Below are 19,989 nucleotides of genomic sequence, written 5' to 3'. Positions count from 1 at the left end.
GGGCGGGCGCTAGGATCGTGCGCCGTGCTGATCCTGTTGCCGCCGTCCGAGGGAAAGGCCGCCGATGGCGACGGCCGGCCCCTGGACCTGGACGCCCTGAGCTTCCCCGCGCTGACCTCCGCCCGGGAGAAGGTCCTCGACGCGCTCACCGCCGTGGCCCATGGGCCGCGGGAGGAGGCGCTGGCCGTGCTCGGGCTCACCACCGGCCAGGCCGGTGAGCTCGCCGTGGACCGCGAGCTGCGCACCGCGGCCACGCTGCCCGCCGCGAGGCTGTACACCGGGGTCCTGTACGACAATCTGGGCCTCGCCACCCTGGACACCGCCGCCCGCCGGCGCGCCAACCGTTCCGTGATCGTGTTCTCGGGCCTGTGGGGCGCGCTGCGCCTGCGGGACCGGGTTCCCCCGTACCGGCTCTCCATGGGCGTGCGCCTGCCGCGCCTGGGCGGTCTGGCGGCCCACTGGCGGCCCTTCCTCACCGACGCACTCGGCTCGGAACGCGGGCTCATCGTGGATCTGCGCTCCTCCACCTACGCCGCGGCCTGGCGCCCGCCGTCACCCACGGTCACGATCAGGGTGCTTCGCGAGGTGGACGGCACACGTTCCGTGGTCAGCCACATGGCCAAGGCGACGCGCGGCGCGGTCGCGCGCTCACTTCTCGAACAGGGGACGAGTCCCCGCAGCCCGAGAGCGCTCGCCGGGCTGCTGAGGGACCTCGGTCACACGGCCGAGCTCGGCGCGCCGCCGCGGGCGGGCGAGCCCTGGACCGTGGACATCGTGATCAATACGTGACGTTCAGCCGGGAGCAGGCCTTGCTGTACTCCTTCGCCGGGTCGCCGAGATGCGACCACGGCAGGGTGCTGAACCGGCCGGCCGTGCGGGCCAGGTGGCCGCGGGCGGGCCTGCGCATGTCGGCCAGGTAGAACGCCGCGCCGAACGCGTTGTGCGCCTCCACGGTGCGGGGGTGCGGCCGTCCGCCGCGCACGTCGTGCCAGCGGCCGGAGGCGGCGGTCAGTTCACGCTGCACCTCGAACGAATCCCATAATCGCGACCGGCTCACCCGCTCACCGGACATGTGCTCGAAGTAGGCCAGCGGCAGCAGGGCGGACATCGGGTCGCCGCTGCCCGCGCGGGCGGCGGCGGCGCGGGCGAACACCAGCATCTCCTGGCTCGTGCCGCCCCAGCCGGGCGACAGGCTGATCAGGCGGGCGACGGCCGTGGCGTACAGGCGCGGGGCGCGGGCGAGCGCCTCCTCGTAGATCTCGTCCCGTTCCCGCCTCGGCCATTCCAGGCCCACGGCCAGCCACAACAGGGAGATCCACGGCACCGGGTCGTCCGGGACGAGCCGCGCGGCGGTGTGCAGCGGCGTCCGGGCGGACTCCAAGGCACGCTGGTACATCTGCAGGCGGTCCGCCTGGACGGCTCGCGCCCGGACGTCCGGTTTGATGTGCCACGCCTCTTCGATGCGGACGCGGGCGAGCCACAACCACAGATCGGGATTGGCGCGGTCTCGTGACACCAGGGCCTCGATGCCCCCGGTGAGACCCACGGCGGCCCTTCCCAGCGCCTCGACACGCAGCGCGCGTACCTCGTGGTCCCCCCGGGAACCGACGAGAGCGGGAAGAGCGGATTCGAGGTGCCCACGCCCGAGGGCGTGCACCGCCTCGTCGAGCACGGCATCCGTCCACGGACGGCTTGCGATCAGTCGTGGCCCCCGAGCACGAGCCCGATCCACTTCGATCACACCCATGGCGCGGAGCCTAGGAAACGTCAAGACTCCCGGCGCTACCGGGACGTTACGGCCGCGTTAAGACCCCCCGGCGCGACCGCCCGGTCGTGGCCTCCGGGCACCACCCCGGCCGCGCGACCCGTGCGGCGATGCCCGCGAATGCCGTATCGCCCCACCGGGCATCCCTCCCCGCCCCGGCGGACCCCTGACCGCACACCTTCACCCCAGAACACCGGATCGCGACCCCGCCGAGCCGCCGCCCGGGCCGCGGAGACGGCCGGGAGCAGAGACGCCCAGGGGCGGAGACGGCCGGGACGGCCCGAGGGCAGCCGGGGGCTAAGACGACCGGGCTCCCGCCCTGAACGGACGGGAGCCACGCGGCTGATCGTGATCAGTCCAGGTAGTCGCGCAGGACCTGGGACCGGGAGGGGTGGCGCAGCTTCGACATGGTCTTGGACTCGATCTGCCGGATGCGCTCACGCGTCACGCCGTAGACCTTGCCGATCTCGTCGAGGGTCTTCGGCTGGCCGTCGGTGAGGCCGAACCGCATGGAGACCACGCCCGCCTCGCGCTCGGACAGCGTGTCGAGCACCGAGTGCAACTGCTCCTGGAGCAGGGTGAAGCTGACGGCGTCGGCGGGCACGATGGCCTCGGAGTCCTCGATGAGGTCGCCGAACTCGCTGTCGCCCTCCTCGCCGAGCGGGGTGTGCAGGGAGATCGGCTCGCGGCCGTACTTCTGCACCTCGACGACCTTCTCGGGGGTCATGTCGAGCTCGCGGGCCAGCTCCTCCGGGGTGGGCTCGCGCCCGAGGTCCTGGAGCATCTGGCGCTGGACCCTGGCCAGCTTGTTGATGACCTCGACCATGTGGACCGGGATGCGGATGGTGCGCGCCTGGTCGGCCATGGCCCGGGTGATCGCCTGCCGGATCCACCAGGTGGCGTACGTGGAGAACTTGTAGCCCTTGGTGTAGTCGAACTTCTCCACCGCGCGGATCAGGCCGAGGTTGCCCTCCTGGATGAGGTCCAGGAACAGCATGCCGCGGCCGGTGTAGCGCTTGGCCAGCGAGACGACCAGCCGGAGGTTGGCCTCCAGCAGGTGGTTCTTGGCCCGGCGGCCGTCCTCGGCGATCCACTCCAGCTCGGCGCGCACGTCGACGGGCAGCCGCTCGCCGTCGTTGGCCAGCTGCTCCTCGGCGAACAGGCCGGCCTCGATGCGCTTGGCCAGCTCGACCTCCTGCTCGGCGTTCAGCAGGGGGACCTTGCCGATCTGCTTGAGGTAGTCCTTCACCGGGTCGGCGGTGGCGCCGGCGGCGGCGACCTGCGCGACCGGGGCGTCGTCGTCGTCATCGGAGATGATGAGGACCTCGTCGTCGGACTGCGTCTCGGGGCCGGCCTTCGACTCCTCGACCTCGGCTTCGGCCTCCGCCTCGATCTCGACGTCGGGCTCGCCCTCGACCTCGGCCTCCGCGTCGGGATCGGCCTCGGTCTCGGCGTCGGACTCGGCGTCCACCTCGACGTCGAGGTCGAAGTCCTCGAGTTCGAGGTCGCCCTCGATCTCGAGATCCTCGTCGTCCTCAGAGGCGACCTTCGGCTTGGTTTCGATCTTGGGCGATGGCGACGCGGGCACGGCGACCTCCGGCTTGGCCTTCTTGGCGAGGGCGGCAGGGGTGGGGACCTTGGCAGGCGCGTCGGTGGCGGGCGCGGCGGCGCTGCTCGCCGGGACGGCCTTCTTGGCCGCGGGCTTCTTCGCCGCCGGCTTCTTGGCGGCCGGCTTGTCGCCGGCTGCCGCTGCCTCGCCTCCGGCACCGCTCACCACGGCAGTGACGGTATCGGGCTGCTCCTTGGCCGCCGCAGTGGCGGACTTGGTCTTCTTGACGGGGGCGGCGGTGCGACGCTTGGCCGGGCCACGAGACCTCTTGGGCGCCGCCGAGTCCGCGGCGGTCACCACGACGGTCACACCCTCTTTGCTGAGGTTCCGCAGGAACCCAGCGGCGTGCGACATCGGGATGTCCGCCTCCTCGAAGGCCTTACGGACATCCTCGGACTCGAGGAAACCCTGCGAGCGCCCACGCTCGATCAGCCGCTGAATGACGGGCTCGTTCAGCTCAGACGACGGCTTCGAGCGAGTCGAACTTGCAGGCGACACGAACACCTCTCGAACGAACGCATGGTGAGAATGGACCCAGGTACCCGCTAGGGGCGTTTGCTTCTTTTCGGTGGTGGGCCGTGCGAACCGCGACGTACCTGCCCAGCATTGTGGCATGACCCCGCAGTCCTTACGGCCGCCTCACGGCGGTTGCCCCTCCACCCTAGGCCGACCGGAACAGTAGTGCGTACGGAAGCGGGTCACCGATACCCGAAAGCAACCCTTATGACTGATTCATTCAGTCACTCTTTGTGGCGGCCGGCACGTGGACGGCGAGCACCGTGACGTCATCGTCCTGCTCATACCCCGCCAGCATGCGATCCACCAGGAAGTCAAGCAACATGTGCGGATTTCCTAGGACTTCAGGGGGCGCCTCCCCCACGACAGAACAAAGTTCTGCCAGTCCGGCGTCCAGGCCGCGCTTGCGGTTCTCGACCAAGCCGTCGGAGTAGAGCACCGCGGTGTGACCCGGCGGCACGGAGAACTTGAACTGCTTGCGGGTGGTCGGCCAGCCGAGCGGCGTGCCGGGCTCGCCCTCCGACAACACCGCCGTGCCCTGGGGCGACACCAGCAGGGGCGGCGGGTGCCCGGCGAGGGCCAGCATGCCGTCCCCGCTGCCGGGCTCCACCACCATGTAGGCCAGGGTGGTGACCTGCTCTTCCTCCTCGGTGGCGCCGAACACCCGGTCCAGGCCGGTCAGCACGGCCGCGGGCGGCGGGTTGGTCAGCGCGAGGGCCCGCATCGCGTTGCGGATGCGGCCCATGCCCGCGGCGGCCTTGACGCCCTTGCCCATGACGTCGCCGACCACCGCGGCCACCCGGGAGTCCTCCAGCACGAACGCGTCGTACCAGTCGCCGCCGACCTGGACGTGCCTGCTGCCGGACCGGAACCGCTGCGCGAGGATCACCCCCGGGATCACCGGGAGCCGCTCGGGCAGCAGGCTGCGCTGGAGCGTCTCGGCGGTGCGGTGCTCGCGCTCGAACAACGTGGCCCGCTCCACGGCGAGCGCGCACTGCCCCGCGAGCGCCTCCAGGAAGACGCCGTCCTCCTGCGAGATCTTCTGCGGGCGGGTGTGGGCGAACCTGAGCGCGCCGAGCGCCCGGCCCGCCGCCAGCAGCGGCAGCCCCACCCAGGACCGCTCGTCGCTGTGCTCCAGGAACCCCGCGATCGTGGCCTCGTCCGCGCCCGCCTCCACGAGCTGGGCGCGCAGGCTCTCCGGGGACTCGGCGAACACCGGCCGCCTGCTGTTCACGGCCATGGTCATGACGCTGGCCTGCGTGAGCGGGATCTCCTCGCCCGGCGCGCCGGGAATGTCGGGCAGGCCGCCGCTGTTGGTGAGCTTGAGCACGGCGCGCTCGGTGTCCAGCAGCGCCACGGCGGACCGGTCGGCGGCGAGCGCCGTGCGGCCCACGTCGATGATCACCTGGACGACCTGCTCGACGGTGAGCGCCTCGGCCAGCATGGCCGTGGCGCCCTGGAGCCGTGCCGTGCGCAGCGCGGCGGCGCCGAGCTGGTCGGTGAGGCGGCCGCGCATCTCCTCGGCCTCGCGCTGCGGCGTGACGTCGCTGTTGGCGCCGACCCACTCGACGACGCGGCCGTGCCGGATGATCGGCACGGCCCGCACCTCGAAGTGGCGGTACCCGCTGGCCCGGGTGCGCACCCGGTAGCTCCACTCGAACATCGTGCGGCCGCGCAGGGCCTCGCGCCACGCCTCCTCGGCGGCCGGGCGGTCGTCGGGGTGCACGGCCTCCAGCCAGCCGTACGCGAGGTACTCCTCCAGGCTCTGGCCGGTGATCGCCCGCCACTGCGGGGCGTCCTCGATCACGGCGCCGGACGGCGCGGTGATCCACACGAGCTGCTGCTGGGACTCGACCAGCGAGCGGTAGCGCTCCTCGCTGCGGCGCAGCTCCTCCTCGGTGAGCTGGCGCTCGGTGACGTCCACGCCGAACAGCGCGACGCCGGCGAGGGAGCCCTTGTCGCCGTGGATGGGGTAGAACGACAGGACCCAGTGGCGGATGCCGCCGGTGGCGGACGCGGTGCGCAGGCGCTGGTCGCCGTTGGCGACGGCGCGGTGCTCCTCGAGGACGCGGTGGAGCGCGGTGTCGATGAGAGAGGCGATGTCGCCGGAGAGGACCTCGGCCGCGGCGCGGCCCACCAGATCGCCGGCGGGCAACCCGCCGATGTCGGCGAAGCTCTGGTTGACCCGGGTGAACCTTCCGCCGGTGTCGAAGAACGCGAAGGCGAACGGGGCCTCGGCCAGCAAGCCCTCGAACAGGGCGGGGTCTGAGATGTCCACACCCGACTCCCGGGGACGGGGCACGGAGGTTTCGGCGCTCATGGTCGGCACCTCCGTCGCGTGCCAGGGTCTCCCACGAGGCACATCTCCATAACTGTGATTGGTAGCGCGGAACTGCACTACATCATCGGCGATGCGCACGCGCGGACGGAAGCCCCGGCCGCGATGCGGTCAACGCATCCTGTCAAAAAGCCGCCGCCGTGTGCAGCAAGATCGGCCGACTTTCTCGTCATCGGCCCCGAGCTCCGCACGGTCTTCGGCGGATCGGCGAAACCCCTCCCTCCGCGCTCCGCCGCCGCGGGATCCGCCCCCGCGGCACGGCGCCGCCGGACCGCAGCCGGACGCGCCCGGACCCAGCTTCCCACAGGTTCGGCCGCGAGGTGCCTGAGTACCCCTAACCCTTACGGGACAAGGGGTTGACACCTCGGCGAGACAGGATGGAATTGGATACGCACGTCCCCTCAGAGCACTGGCCAGGGGGTGAGCACGCCCCCGCCCAACGGGAGATTGCGAACGCCTATCATGCCTGCTCTCGCACTGCGTCCGTCCAGGGGAACCATCGATCCGCGCCCCGCCGCGCCCCCCGAGCCCGTCGTCGCCCGGCTCTCGGGCGAGTTCCTCGGCGTGCCCGTGGAGACCATCGGCAGGTGCGTGCGCGACGTGTCGGCCTGCGCCGCCCATCTCGGCGTGGACGCCACCACCGCCGTCGTGGAGCGCCTCGCCCGGGAGCGGCTGCTCGCGCTGGCCTGGTCCGCCCCGCTGCTCGACGCTCCGGGCATGCGGCGCTGATCCGGCACGCCTCGCCCGATCCATAACACATGACCCAGATCACGCACATGGGTCATAACCGGATCATCTACCTGGGTCATGACCGAATAGCCCCACAGGGCCATGACCGGCGGAGATGACCGGCCCGCTGGGAGGAAGGTCAAAATTTCCTGGTAACAGCGGGGTCACCGGGCGGCGTTCCGCGCGACGTCCGGCCGGAGAATGCGAGAAGGTAAGGAGCGTGAGCCGCCGACGACGACGCGCCCCCAGGGGGACCCGCCCGCCGGACGACGTGTTCGCCGAGATGCTCCTGGCGGCACGCGAGCTTCTCGCCGTGCGCACTCCGCTGGACGCCGAGCTGATGGTCTCCGACATGCTCGGCGCGTGGTGGGGGCGCCGGCTGCGCCGCGGGGACGTCGAGGAGTTCCTCGGCGAGGGCCTGGTCGAGTACGCCGCCAAGGCCGGCACCCCCGCCGCGCTCACCCTGCTGATCGCCATCGCCTACCTCGGCACCTCCCGCCAGGCCGCCAAGGCCGAGGGCGCCGCGCTGGCCCTGATGGAGTCGGACGTCGCGCGTCCCCGCTGGGCCGAGCGGGTCGGCGCCGTCAAGCCCCGCGGCTGCTACGTCTCCCGCGACGCCTACGGCGACCAGGACACCGTGGTGTGCACCTTCGCCTACCGCACGGGCGTCCCCGGCACCGCGGCCTCCGCGCACGCCCGGGTCGCCGCCGAGGCGGCGACCGGCCGGGCCGGCGCCGGGAGCACCGAGCAGCAGCCGGACGTCCCTGCCGCCCGGCCCGAGCCCGACACCCCCGCGCAGGCCCCGCCGGAGGAGCCGCACGCGCTGGTGGTGGTCGTCGACTACAACATGCGCGGCATGGCCCGCGACGCGTGGGTCTCCTCCCAGGTGGACGAGCTGCTGGTGCGGGCGGACGCCGAGGCCGCGGGCAACCCCATGCTGCGCTTCGAGGAGCTGGAGCCCCAGCAGGCCAGGGCGCTGCTGGAGTTCGCCATGAAGGCCACCGCGGAGTCCCTCGGCCGCAAGTCGCCGAAGCTCGTCAGCGAGGGCTACAGCGCCTTCCACGCGTTCGCGCGTGCCCGCATCAAGGCGCTGCCGCCGGGACGCAAGCGGCCGGCCCCGCTGTTCAGCGAGGCGCCCTACAGCAGGGACCGGCGGGCCATGCTCGCGGCCGAGTTCCTGGCCTCGGACGCCGCCGAGCACCTGTCGGACCCCTCGGCGGCGTCGCGGTGCGCCGACCACATCATCGACTACGGCTGCGACCAGGACTTCAACCGCCCACTGCGGGTCAGCCCCACCAAGTGCGAGACGTTCCTGCTGGACTGGCTGCCGCGCAAGGTGCTGCTCGACCCGGCCGAGCAGGAGGCCATGCCGCACGTCCTGCTGTCGTGGGTGCGCTTCGCGGCGCCGCGCACCGGCCTGCCCGACGAGGGCCTCAAGGCCACGCTGGACGCCGTCTGGGAGGCCGCGGGGCGCTTCACCGAGGCCTACCGCGACCCGACGACGTTCGGCCTGGACCGCTCCCTGGTGCGCCGCCTGCTGCCGGACGGCGACCTGTCGGCCCTGCCGCGCCGCGCCTTCGCGTTCCCGTTCCTCGAAGGCACGCACGGCGACATCGACCTGGAGACGCTGCACCCGTCCGAGGACGCCGACCGGCGGGTGCTGCTGGAGATCGACCACATCGCCGACCGCGACCGGCCCGACTTCGCCGAGCACCTGGCCTGGCACGAGGAGATCGCGACCCGGCTGTGGGACGGCGACCCCGAACAGATGTGGGAGGCCGCCCAGCGCCTGCTCGACCTCGGCCACGACCGCCACGACGTCCTCCACGTGCTCATGGAGATCGCCGAGCGCATCGGCGACCACCCCGACGAGCTCGCCGCCGCCCTGGACGACATCGCCGACATCCCGGACGAACCGCCGGACTGAGCCCCTCCTTCCACACCCGTGCGGCGAATCCGGCGCCGCCCGTGCGGCGGTCAGGCGGTGAAGCCGATGTCGGCGTAGCGGAGGGTGTAGAAGCCGGGGGCGCCGATGTTGGCGAGGGACGCCTTGACACCCCAGTTCTGCGGGCGCTGGTACAGCGGCAGGACGTTGACCTCGCGCCAGACCATGCGGTCCGCCTCGTTGGCCTCGGCGCGGGCGCGCTCGGGGTCCAGGAAGGACGACGCCCGGCGCATCGCCGCGTCGATCTCGGCGCTGCCCGAGCGGCCGAAGTTGGCGTTCCAGCGGGGCTTGCCGTCGGAGCCCTTCACGGCGCCCGCGTACGTGGCGTAGCTGCTGGAGATCGGGAACGGCGTGCCGATGTAGGAGAACGGCGCGATGTCGAAGTTGCCGGGGATGATGTACTTGCCGAAGAAGTCGTCCCCCGGCACCGCCTGGATCGTGACCTTCACCCCGATGCGTTCGAGCATGGCCCGCGTCAGCTCCCCTTCGGCCTTGCTGAGCTGGAGCCCGGCCGGCACCACGAACCGCACGGTCAGCTCCTGCCCGCCCCGCCGCCGCGTGGGGCTCGCCCGCCGCCAGCCCGCCTCGTCCAGCAAGCGCTCCGCCCGCGCCGGGTCGTACGCCCCGAGACCGCCGGAGTTGTCCTGGTAGCCCTCCTGGGTGTTCATGAAGAAGTGGTTGCCGAGCAGCGCCCCCTTCCACCCGAGGCCCTGCAGATCGGACCGGGTGATGGCGTCGCGGTCCAGGCCGAGCGCGATGGCCTGGCGGACCCGGACGTCCGACAGGGCCGGGCTCTCGCCGTTGAAGGTGAAGTGCCGGAAGTCGGGGCCGGCGGCCTGCCGGATCACCGCCCCCTTGGCGCCCCTGGCCCGCGCGTAGTCGGGCGCGGAGGGGCCGATGTCGAAGACGTCCAGCTCGCCGTTGGTGAACGCCCCCACCAGCGCGTCGCCGTCCAGCGCCCGGAAAATGATCTTGTCGAGCTTGGCGCGGTCGCCCCACCACCGCTCGTCGCGGACGATCGTGATGGTCTTGGCCGTCTGGTCGAACGCCGCGAAGCGGAACGGCCCCGCGGTGACGGGGATCTGGTTCAGCCAGCCCGTGTTGAACGCCTGGGGGGTGGCGTTGGCCGACCGGGGGTACAGCGGCCAGAACAGCGACTGCCACTCGGAGAACGGCGTCTGGAACGTCACCTCCACCTCGTGCCGGCCCTCACCCCGGGCCACCGAGGCGATGTCCTGGTAGCCGGTGGTCGAGGCCACGTGGAAGTCGGGGTTCGCGCCGCTCATGGCCTTCCACTGGGCGTGGTAGTCCTGCCAGGTGATGGGCGTGCCGTCCGACCACCGGGCCTTGGGGTTGAGCGTGTACGTCACCACCTGGCGGGGGCTGGTGGCGGTCACCCGCGCGTCGGTGACGTAGGCGGTGTTGGGCGACGGCGCGGCCTTCTCGTCGGCGCGGAACGCGGCGGGCATCAGCGCGTCGACGACCTTCTTGACCTCGGCGAGGTTGCCGTCCACGTGGTTGAGGTTCCACTGGGTCGGGAACTCGGTGAGCCCCCACTGCAGGGTGCCGCCGTCGCGCACGCGGGCCCGCGGCACCGGGTTGATGTCGTACGCCTTGATCGCCTGCCGCGCGGCCCCCGCCGGCCGCCCCTCCCCCCGCTCGCCGTCGCCGCAGGCGGCCGGGCCGAGCGGCAGGGCGGCGGCGAGCGCGAGCGCCGCCGCGGCCCGGCGTGCCCACCGGGGGACGCCGGGCGCCGACCTCCGGGTTGTTGTCACGATTCCTCCACGTTCATCGGCCCGGGCCAGTGGTGCCCGGGGGGTCCGGGGTGATCGGCCCGGGGCGGGAGTTCGCGGGCGATCCGGGGTAATGGCAGGCCGCCCCGTGCTCGTCGTCCACCCCGACGGGGCGGATCTCGGGCCGCTCCTCGGCGCAGCGCGCGCGCAGGGACTCCGGGAGGATCTTGTAGGTCGGGCAGCGGCCGCGGAACCGGCAGCCGGAGGGGGGCCGCGCCGGGCTCGGCACCTCGCCCTCCAGCAGGATCCTGCGCCGCTCCCGCTCCTTGCGGGGGTCGGGGATCGGCACGGCCGACAGCAGGGCCTCGGTGTACGGGTGCGCAGGGGCGCCGTACACGTGCTCGACCGGGCCGATCTCGGCGATGCGGCCCATGTACATGACGGCCACCCGGTCGGCGATGTGCCGCACCACGGCGAGGTCGTGCGCGACGAACAGGTAGGACAACCCGAGCCGGTCGCGCAGCGACTCCAGCAGGTTGATCACCCCGGCCCGCACGGAGACGTCCAGCGCCGACACCGGCTCGTCCAGCACCACCAGCCGCGGCTCCAGGGCGAGGGCCCGCGCGATGGCGACGCGCTGGCGCTGGCCGCCGGAGAAGTGGCGGGGGTACCGGGCGGCGTCCGCGGGGTCCAGCCCGACCAGCCGCAACAACCGCCGCACCCGCCCCGCGACGTCGCCGCGGCCGTGGGTGACCAAGGGCTCGGCCACGATGTCGTGCACGGTCATGCGGGGGTCCAGGGACGCCAGCGGGTCCTGGAAGACCACCTGCATGCGGGCCCGCACGGACATGCGCTCACGGGGGGTCAGCGTGGCCGCGTCCCTGCCGAACACAGTGACCCGTCCCTCCTGCGGCGCGGTGAGCTCAAGGATCTGCATGAGGGTCGTGGTCTTGCCGCACCCCGACTCCCCCACCAGACCGAGCGTCTCCCCCTCACGGATGTCGAACCCGACCCCGTCCACCGCGTGCACCGTGCCCGTCCGGCGCCGCAACACCGTCCCCCGCACCAGCGGATGGTGCTTCACCAGCCCCTCGACCTTCAGCACCACCGGCCGGACCGCCCGCGGCGCCCGGCTCCCGGCGTCCGGGACGGACGAGGAGGACGACGGCTCGCCGGCCCCCGCGCACGCCGCACCGCGGCCGGGCGTGAGCTCGGCCGGCGAGAGGTCGCCGGCGCGTACGCACGCCGCGCGGTGGCGCGGCGCGAGTTCGCGCAGCGGCGGCTCGGCGTCGCGGCAGCCGGGGACGCGGGCGGGGCAGCGGGGCTCGAAGGGGCAGCCCGGGGGAAGGGCGGCGGGGGACGGCGGGCCGCCCTCGATCGGGGTCAGGGGAAGTTCGCGGCCGGCGTCCACCCGGGGGACGGAGCCGAGGAGGCCGATGGTGTAGGGCATGCGGGGGCGTTCGTACACCTCGCGGGCCGGGCCGACCTCCACGGCGCGGCCGGCGTACATGACGAGGACGCGGTCGGCCAGGCCCGCGACCACGCCCAGGTCGTGGGAGATGAGCACGATGGCGGCGCCGGTCTCGGCTCTGGCGCGCTTGAGCAGCTCGATGACCTGTGCCTGGATGGTGACGTCGAGGGCGGTGGTCGGCTCGTCGCAGATGATGACGTCCGGGTCGTTGGCGATGGCCATGGCGATCACGGCGCGCTGCCGCATGCCGCCGGAGAACTCGTGGGGGAACGCCCTGGCGCGGCGGCGGGGGTCGGGAATGCCCACGAGGTCGAGCAGCTCGACGGCCCGCTCGGCCGCCGCGCGCCTGCTCACCGGCTGGTGCACGCGCACGGCCTCGGCGATCTGGTCGCCGACGCGGTAGACGGGGGTGAGCGCGGACAGGGGGTCCTGGAAGACCATGGAGATGGCCCGGCCGCGGAACGCCGCGAGGTGCTTGTCCGGCACGCCGACCAGCTCGGTGCCGTGCAGCCGCACCGACCCGCTCACCCGCGCCTGCCGGGGCAGGAGGCCCATCACGGCGAGCGCGGCGGCCGACTTGCCGGCCCCCGACTCCCCCACCACGCCGAGCACCTCGCCGGCCTGCAGGGTGAAGCCGAGGCCGCGCACCACGGTGACGCCGCCGAACCGCACCGACAGATCGCTGACCTCCAGCACCGGCGCGGCGCCCTCGGCGCACGGCTCGGGGTGGCCCGCCATGGCGGCCCGGGTGCCGCTGACGCCGGTCACCTGGCACACCCGGCGGGGTCGAGCGCGTCGCGCAGCGCGTCGCCGATGAGGTTGACCGCGAGCACGGTGACCACCAGCACCCCGGCGGCGAACCAGAACGTCCACGGGGCGTACATGGCCGTCTTGGCGCCGTCGGCGATGAGGCCACCGAGGGAGACGTCGGGCGGCTGGATGCCGAACCCGAAGTACGACAGGCTCGTCTCGGTGAGGATGGCCGCGCTGACGTTGAGCGTGGCGTCCACCACCAGCAGCGAGCCGAGGTTCGGTATGACGTGCCTGAAGATGATCGCCGGCGGGCTGACCCCCATGTAACGAGCCGCTCTGATGTACTCGCGCTCCTTGATCGATTTGGTCATGCCGCGGACGATCTTGGACGTGACCATCCACAGGAAAAGCGCCAGCATGATGGCGAAGAGCATCCAGCGCCCCCCGGTGAACAGCGGGGACATGATGGCGAGGATCAGGAACGCCGGCAGCACCAGCAGCAGGTCGGTCGCCCACATCACCGTGCGGTCGGTCCAGCCGAGGAAGTAACCCGCGAACGACCCCGCCACCGCGGCGAAGCCGGTGGACAACACCGCGACCAGCAGGCCGACGGTCAGCGACTTCTGCGCCCCCCGCATGGTGAGCACGTAGACGTCCGCCCCGGTCTGCGTGGTGCCGAACCAGTGGCGGGTGGACGGCGGCTGCAGGAACGCCTGGAAGTCCAGCTCCGCCGGCCCCCACGGGGACACCAGCGGACCCGCGAACGCCAGCAGGAACATCGACAGCAGCAGCCCCGCGCCGACGCGCCCGCGCCGCGCCCTCAGGAACTGACGGGCCACCACCCGCAGCCGGGTGGGGGTGCGGGTGCGCGCGGCGTCCGCCCCGGCCTCGGCGAACTCCTCCTCAGCAAGCGTGATCATGTCAGGACACCCGCACCCTCGGGTCCAGGACGGCGTGCAGCACGTCGGAGGCCAGCGACGCGACCAGGACGGCGAACGCCGCGAAGCAACTGATGGCCGCGACGGTGTTGACGTCGTTGCCGCGCACCGACGCGACCAGCTCCTCGCCGAGGCCGTGCCAGCCGAACACCGACTCGGTGATCGTGGCACCCACCAGCAGGGAGCCGAACGTGAACGCGAAGTAGGTGACGGCGGGGATGAGCGCGGTGCGCAGGGCGTGGCGCAGCAGCGCGGTGCGCCTGCGCAGGCCCTTGGCCATCGCGGTGCGGACGAAGTCGGCGTCCAGCACGTCGAGCATCATGTTGCGCTGGTAGCGGCTGTAGACGGCGATCTGGCCCACCGCGAGCGAGACGGTGGGCAGGATCAGATGCTTGACGCGGTCGGCCAGCCAGGTCCACGTGCCGCCGGAGAGGCCGGGGGTGGCCTCGCCGCTGACCATGAAGAGCTGGGCGCCGATGTGGTCGTTGACCCAGATGGCGCCGAGGATCAGCGTGTTGGCCAGCACGACGGTCGGCACGGCGAGCACGGCGAACGCCCCGACCGACGACAGGCGGTCGAACCAGCCGTACTGCCGGACGGCGGCGGCGGCCCCGGCGAGCACCCCGGCCACGCCGCCGAGGACCACCCCGGCCAGCACCAGCCGCAACGTGACCCCGGCCCGGCGGGCGATCTCGGCGCCGACCTGGTCGCCGTTCCAGGTGCGGCCGAAGTCGCCGCGCAGCACGCCGGCGGCCCAGCGCACGTAGCGCTCGTGCAGGGGGGTGCGGTCGTTGAGGTTGTACATGGAGAGCCGGGCGTCCACCACGGCGGGGGGCGGGGGCGGGTTGCGCCCCTCGTAGTTGGAGCGGGGGTCGAGCGCCGTGGCCGCCAGCAGGTAGGCGAGGCTGGTGGCGACCGCGATCAGCACGAGGTAGCCGACCGTCCGGCGGAGCAGGAACCCTGCCATCGCCCCCCTTCCGCCGCCTGTCTTCTCACCTGTCGTTCGCCCTGTCCCGGGCTGGATCGCGCACCGCGAGGGCCTTCCCGCGTCCCTCCGTGCACATACTGCTACATGCTGTAACCGTCTGGTGACAAGATAGTCGTCAACGGCCCCGGTGTCGGCGCCGATCCCGGGATTACGCCCGTCCACGCGGCTCAGCCGCGAGCCGCCCCGGCCCGAGGGCCGGAGGTCGACCGCCCGTCACCCCGCCCGCGGCGGCACGGGTCAACGTCGGCCGGCTCCGCCACAGCGGCATGGATCAGCGTCCGCCGGCTCCGCCACGGCGGCGCGGATCAGCGTCCACCGGCCCCGGCCACGGCGGCGTGAATCAGGGTCCGCCGGGCCCGGCCACGGCGTGGGTCAGGGTCCGCCGGCCGCCGGCCACGGCGGCGCGGGTCAGCGTCCGCCGGCCCCCGGCTACGGCGGCGCGGGTCAGCGTCCGCCGGCCCCCGGCCACGGCGGCGCGGGTCAGCGTCCGCCGGCCCCCGGCCACGGCGGCGCGGGTCAGCGTCCGCCGGCCCCGGCCACGGCGGTGTGTGGGTCAGCGTTCGGCCAGTTCGTCCACGGCGACGCGGACGTCCTCCCTGGTGATGGTGGTGAGTTCGGCGGTGCTCGCGGTGCCGCCGCGGCCGGCGAGGCGGACGTCGCGGCCCAGGGCGGCGCGCTCGAACAGGGAGCGGGCGAACCGGCCGTTGCCGAGGTCGTCGATCAGGCCCTCGGCGCACACCCACGTGAACACCTCGCCGAGGTCGCGCAGCGCCGCGTCGTCGAACCGGTCCCCGGCGCGGCTCGCCAGCAGCGCGGCGATCTCGGTGAGCTCGGCGGGGCGGTAGGACGGGAACACGATGCGCTGGTCGAACCTGCTGGCCAGACCCGGGTTGCTGCCGAGGAACCGCTCCATCTCGGTGGCGTAGCCCGCGAGGATGATGACCAGCCGTTCGCGGTCGTCCTCGGCCCGCTTGAGCAGGGTCTGCACGGCCTCGGTGCCGAACGCGTCGCCGCCCTGGTACCCGCTGTTGACCAGGCTGTAGGCCTCGTCGACGAACAGCACGCCGCCGAGCGCGCGGTCCACCAGCTCGTTGGTCTTGATGGCCGTGGCGCCGAGGTGCTGGCCCACGAGGTCCGCGCGGGACGCCTCCACCACGTCCGGCCGGGACAGCAGGCCGAGGGCCGCGAAGACGCGGCCGAGCACCCGGGCCACCGTGGTCTTGCCGGTGCCCGGCGGCCCGACGAACACGAAGTGGCGCATCTGGGGCGGCGCGGGCAGGCCCTGCTCCTCGCGCATGCGGGCGATGCGCAACTGGGCGGCGATGGCCCGCACCTGCCGCTTGACCGGCTCGAGGCCCGCCATGCGGTCGAGGTCGGCCAGTGCCTCCTCAAGGCTCGGCCGGGCCTGGAAACCGCGGAACCGCGCCGTCAGCTCGTTGAACGCCTTGACGAGGTCGGCGGTGGTGGTCGTGACGAGGTCCTCGCGCTCGGGCGCGCCGCCCGCGCCGACGACGCGCACGTCGCGGGCCTGGGCCGCCGTCTCGACGAGGCTGCGCGCGAAGCGGGCGTTGCCGAGCTCGTCGATCAGGCCGCGCCGGTGGACGTCCTCGAACAGGCCGAGCAGCACCCCCGGGGCGTCCGGGGACAGCCGCTCGCCGCGCCGGGCGCGCAGCAGCTCGGTGACGCGCACCAGCTCGGCCGGGGAGTACGAGGGGAACCTGACGCGGGTGGAGAAGCGCGACGACAGGCCGGGGTTGGACGCCAGGAAGCCCGCCATCTCCTTCTCGTAGCCGGCCAGGATGACGATCAGGCGGTCGCGGTCGTCCTCGGCGCGTTTGAGCAGGGTCTGCACGGCCTCGGCGCCGAAGCGGTCCGGCTGGCCCTCGGCCGAGTTGATCAGGCTGTAGGCCTCGTCGATGAACAGCACGCCGCCGAGCGCGCTGTCGACCAGCTCGTTGGTCTTGATGGCCGTGGCGCCGAGGAACTCGCCGACCAGGTCGGCGCGGGAGGCCTCGACGACGTACGGCGTCTCCAGCAGGCCGAACGCGTAGAAGATCTTGGCGAGGGTGCGGGCCACGGAGGTCTTGCCGGTGCCGGGCGGGCCCACGAACACGAAGTGGCGCATCGGCGCATCGGTGGAGTAGCCGGCCTCGGCGCGCAGCCGCGACGCCTCGATGGACGCCGCGATCGAGCGCACCTGCTCCTTGACCGGCTCCAGGCCGATCATGCTCTCCAGCTCGCCGAGCGCCTCGTCCACCGAGATGGGCGGCGGCGTGGAACGCTCGTGCTGCTCCCGGTCGGCGGCGCCCTCCCTGGCCCGCTGCCCCACCTGGGGGGACGCGGGCGCCGGGGCGGTGAGCCTGCCCCGTACCTGCCCGGCCTGGACCAGCCGGTAGGCGAGCACGGCGACCGCGACGCCGTACGCCGCCCACACCGCGATGCCGGGCGAGAACGTGGCGACGGCGAGGGCGACCATGGCGGCGGCGCCAAGGGACGCCACGGTGGTCACCCACGGCGTGACCCACCGGACGAGGTGGGCGGCCACACCCACGAGCAGGCCGAGCAGGAGGTAGAAGGTGGGCAGCGCGGAGTGCGGCTGGAGGTAGCTGCCGGCCACCACCACCGCGCAGGACCACGCCACCACGACGAGGACGGTCGCGGCGGCGCGGGGGTAACGCAGGGTCAGCTCGGCGAAGCCCAGGAGTAAGAAAGTAGTGACGAGCGTGGTGAACAGCGAGCCGCCGGTCAGAACACCCACGACGACGGCGCCGATCAGCACCACGAAGAAGATCACCCGGCGCATGGCGGGCGAAAGCGCGAAGTAACGTCGTCGGACGTGCTCGAACGCATCACGGGCCGCGGCGCGCCCCGCCGGCCGGGCCCTGTCGGAGTCCCGCATTTCGCCTCCCCGGTCGCCTCCCGGTTATACCGCAACCGGCCCTGCCGCGCGCGTCCCCGCCACGCGCGCCACGGGCACGATTTGCCCTGGCGAGTCCGGGTGACACCTCACGGGAGGCGAATGGGGGACGCGGGACCGTGGTGACGGCCGGGATCGCCACGCGCGCCGCAGGACGCCCGGACCCGGTCACGGGACGGCGGGAGGCCCCGCACGGGGAGGTCAGGCGCGGTCAGCGGCGGCGGGGGGACGTCCTGGCCTCGTGGCGGCCGGGGAACTCGGCGATCTGCACGTGTTTCGGGGTGACGCGCAGGACGTCCTGGGCGGGGTCAGGCAGGGCGACGCCGCGGACCTCGGCCCAGAAGCGGCGTTCGACGGGGTCGGCGACGAAGACGGCGACACGCGGGTCGCGGGCCGCGGCCGCCCAGGCCTCCTCGGTGGCGATGAGGCGCAGCTCGCCCGACGAGCTGACCGAGGTGACGGCGCCGACGGCGAGGGTGCGCGGGCCGTCGGTGTCGCTGTAGGAGAGCACGACGCTCCGGGAGTAGGTGAACGCGCGCCGCACCTCCTCGCTGAGGCCGACCGGCGGCACGACGTCGCCGGGCAGCCGCGGCCCGCAGCCCTCGCACGGGATCAGGGACGCCCGCCACGGACCCGCCGAACGCCGCCACCAGGCGCGGGCCCCCCGCACCAGGAAGCACAGCACGGCGATCGAGAGCGTGGCCGCCACCGTCCACCACGCCCCGGTCCCGGCGGGCGCCCCGAGCAGCGCCACCATGCCCACCGTGAACAGCGCAGCGGACGCCGGCAGGAGCGTCAGCAGCACGAGCGCCAGCGCCCAGTCGTGCCGCAGCACCGTCCCGGCGCGGAACCGCAGCCCGCCCCGCCACCGCACGTACAGCAGCGCGAGAGGGACGCACGCCGCGGCCAGCGCCGCCCTCCCCTCCCCCGCCGCGGGCGGGACGACGGCGAGCAGCACGACGAGCGACCACAGCCGCGCCGCGACGATCCACAACGTGACCCCGGTGTCGCGCAGCCCGACACGCTCGGGCGCCACGGCGGTGAACTCGGCGAGCGCCCGCACCGGCCGTCCCTGCCAGGTCTCGGCGAAGACGCGCAGGCACAACACGGCGGGCCCGTTGAACAGCACCAGGCCGAACAGCCCCGCCCAGAAGCCCCCGAGAAGGTCCTCCCACTCGACGACCACCGTGGCGGGCGCGGACACCAGCGGCACGACCAGCGAGCCGGGCGACCAGTCCGGCAGGGTGGCGAGCGCCGTCACATACGCCGCGACCACGAGCACGGCCACCGAGACCGACACGCACAACCACAGGTCCCTGGCCAGCATGCCCGGCACGTACCGCCACACCCCGACCCGCCGGGCCTGCCGCACGGTGGCGGCGAGCATGAGCGCCAGCACGGCCGCGCCGCCCGCCCGCGCCGGGTCGCGCAGGTCGTACCAGAACGCGAGCACGGCGACGGCGGTCAGCGCGACGGCCGCGAGCAGCCGCACCTGCCGGGACCACACCTCCAGCGCCCTGCGGGCCCGGCCGGTCTCGCGGGGGTCGACCGTCCAGGTGGGGTCGTGGTGGTCGCGGGGGCGTTCCCAGCGCAGGTGGGTGAGGCCGAGGTTGACGCGGGCGGCGGGGTGATCCTCGTCGCGGCGCAGCGCGGTGCGGTAGGCGGCCGCGGCCTGGCGGAAGTCGCCGCGGGCCAGTGCGAGGTCGCCGATCAGCACGTGGGGGTCGGGTTGCTCGGGGGCGAAGCGGACGGCCTGCTGGGCCTGCGCCCAGGCGTCGCGCCAGCGGCCGGGGGTCCGGCGCAGCACCGAGCCGAACCGGAGCCGCGCGGCCCAGGAGCCGGGTGCGAGCCGGACGGCGTCCTGAGCCGCGACGGTCGCCTCGGAGTCGCGGCCGAGGCGTTCCAGGGCGAGACTCATCAGCCGATGCCCCCATTCGCCGCCGGGGTCGCGCTCGACCGCCTCTCCGGCGGCCTCCAGCGCTCCCTCCGGCTGATCGCGGCCCAGTCTCGCGACGGCGACCACGCACCAGGCCCGGGGATCGGAGCGGTCTCGCGGGGATGGCACCGGAGAGGGATCTGGCTCGCTGGCGTTCCCCACGCCGTCATGGTCCGTTGCCGAAGGAAACTTGCCTAGATGTCGGACATATACCTATAGCTCTCTAGAGAGGTCGGGACCGCCCCAGCTCCCATCACGCTTCCCAGCAGTCCCGGGAGACCGCGAGCCGAACCGTTCCGGCAAGCCGCTGATCGATCAAGGGGATTGGCCCTAAGCTGCCACCCAGATTCA

At 73.3% G+C, this 19,989-nt stretch carries 12 protein-coding genes; 3 read left to right on the top strand and 9 right to left on the bottom strand.

Features of this window, described 5'->3' with window-relative positions; all coding sequences use genetic code 11:
- Positions 1–24: 24 nt before the first annotated feature.
- Positions 25–789, top strand: a complete 765-nt coding sequence (gene yaaA, locus ABGB17_RS22570; RefSeq protein WP_347632651.1) for a peroxide stress protein YaaA — start codon at positions 25–27, stop codon at positions 787–789.
- On the opposite strand, the gene ABGB17_RS22565 is transcribed toward yaaA, so the two are convergent.
- The 3 genes from ABGB17_RS22565 to ABGB17_RS22555 all read right to left on the bottom strand — a co-directional run bounded on the left by ABGB17_RS22565 (position 779) and on the right by ABGB17_RS22555 (position 6,210).
- Positions 779–1,672, bottom strand: a complete 894-nt coding sequence (locus ABGB17_RS22565; RefSeq protein ID WP_347632649.1) for a hypothetical protein — start codon at positions 1,670–1,672, stop codon at positions 779–781. The two genes, yaaA and ABGB17_RS22565, sit on opposite strands and share 11 nt — an antisense overlap.
- Before the next feature lie 445 nt (positions 1,673–2,117).
- On the bottom strand, positions 2,118–3,872 hold the full coding sequence (locus ABGB17_RS22560) for an RNA polymerase sigma factor (protein WP_347632647.1): 1,755 nt from the start codon (positions 3,870–3,872) through the stop codon (positions 2,118–2,120).
- 238 nt (positions 3,873–4,110) lie between these two features.
- Complete coding sequence (locus tag ABGB17_RS22555) at positions 4,111–6,210, bottom strand: SpoIIE family protein phosphatase (RefSeq protein WP_347632645.1); 2,100 nt, start codon at positions 6,208–6,210, stop codon at positions 4,111–4,113.
- Positions 6,211–6,690: 480 nt separating this feature from the next.
- On the opposite strand from ABGB17_RS22555, the gene ABGB17_RS22550 reads away from it, so the two are divergent.
- Entirely contained in the window at positions 6,691–6,957 is a 267-nt protein-coding gene (locus ABGB17_RS22550) for a hypothetical protein (protein ID WP_347632643.1), read from the top strand.
- 283 nt (positions 6,958–7,240) lie between these two features.
- Positions 7,241–8,884: a hypothetical protein gene (locus ABGB17_RS22545; protein ID WP_347632797.1), complete on the top strand. Its 1,644-nt coding sequence runs from the start codon at positions 7,241–7,243 to the stop codon at positions 8,882–8,884.
- A gap of 50 nt (positions 8,885–8,934) precedes the next feature.
- Here the strand turns inward: ABGB17_RS22545 and ABGB17_RS22540 are convergent, their stop codons facing one another.
- The 6 genes from ABGB17_RS22540 to ABGB17_RS22515 all read right to left on the bottom strand — a co-directional run bounded on the left by ABGB17_RS22540 (position 8,935) and on the right by ABGB17_RS22515 (position 19,767).
- Positions 8,935–10,677: an ABC transporter family substrate-binding protein gene (locus ABGB17_RS22540; protein WP_347632641.1), complete on the bottom strand. Its 1,743-nt coding sequence runs from the start codon at positions 10,675–10,677 to the stop codon at positions 8,935–8,937.
- Between the two features lie 13 nt (positions 10,678–10,690).
- Positions 10,691–12,844: an ABC transporter ATP-binding protein gene (locus ABGB17_RS22535; RefSeq protein ID WP_347632795.1), complete on the bottom strand. Its 2,154-nt coding sequence runs from the start codon at positions 12,842–12,844 to the stop codon at positions 10,691–10,693.
- A 26-nt stretch (positions 12,845–12,870) separates the two neighbouring features.
- Positions 12,871–13,776, bottom strand: coding sequence for an ABC transporter permease (locus ABGB17_RS22530; RefSeq protein ID WP_347632793.1), 906 nt, complete (start codon positions 13,774–13,776; stop codon positions 12,871–12,873).
- A gap of 4 nt (positions 13,777–13,780) precedes the next feature.
- Positions 13,781–14,764 (bottom strand): ABC transporter permease, encoded by a 984-nt coding sequence (locus ABGB17_RS22525; RefSeq protein WP_347632639.1) that lies wholly within the window; start codon positions 14,762–14,764, stop codon positions 13,781–13,783.
- Between the two features lie 574 nt (positions 14,765–15,338).
- A complete protein-coding gene (locus tag ABGB17_RS22520; RefSeq protein ID WP_347632637.1) occupies positions 15,339–17,684 on the bottom strand; it encodes an AAA family ATPase in 2,346 nt (781 codons plus the stop codon).
- A 229-nt stretch (positions 17,685–17,913) separates the two neighbouring features.
- On the bottom strand, positions 17,914–19,767 hold the full coding sequence (locus ABGB17_RS22515; protein WP_347632635.1) for a hypothetical protein: 1,854 nt from the start codon (positions 19,765–19,767) through the stop codon (positions 17,914–17,916).
- Positions 19,768–19,989: the final 222 nt, after the last annotated feature.

This window comes from Sphaerisporangium sp. B11E5 (assembly GCF_039871875.1).
In the GTDB taxonomy this organism is placed as follows: Bacteria; Actinomycetota; Actinomycetes; order Streptosporangiales; family Streptosporangiaceae; genus Sphaerisporangium.
This window is presented reverse-complemented; position numbering and strand designations above follow the sequence as displayed.

What these genes read in the sequence shown, in the direction of transcription:
- ABGB17_RS22555 (WP_347632645.1), bottom strand. Translation starts at nt 6,210, where the DNA reads ATGAGCGCCGAAACCTCCGTGCCCCGTCCCCGGGAGTCGGGTGTGGAC.
- ABGB17_RS22550 (WP_347632643.1), top strand. Translation starts at nt 6,691, where the DNA reads ATGCCTGCTCTCGCACTGCGTCCGTCCAGGGGAACCATCGATCCGCGC.
- ABGB17_RS22545 (WP_347632797.1), top strand. Translation starts at nt 7,241, where the DNA reads ATGCTCCTGGCGGCACGCGAGCTTCTCGCCGTGCGCACTCCGCTGGAC.
- ABGB17_RS22535 (WP_347632795.1), bottom strand. Translation starts at nt 12,844, where the DNA reads ATGGCGGGCCACCCCGAGCCGTGCGCCGAGGGCGCCGCGCCGGTGCTG.
- ABGB17_RS22525 (WP_347632639.1), bottom strand. Translation starts at nt 14,764, where the DNA reads ATGGCAGGGTTCCTGCTCCGCCGGACGGTCGGCTACCTCGTGCTGATC.
- ABGB17_RS22520 (WP_347632637.1), bottom strand. Translation starts at nt 17,684, where the DNA reads ATGCGGGACTCCGACAGGGCCCGGCCGGCGGGGCGCGCCGCGGCCCGT.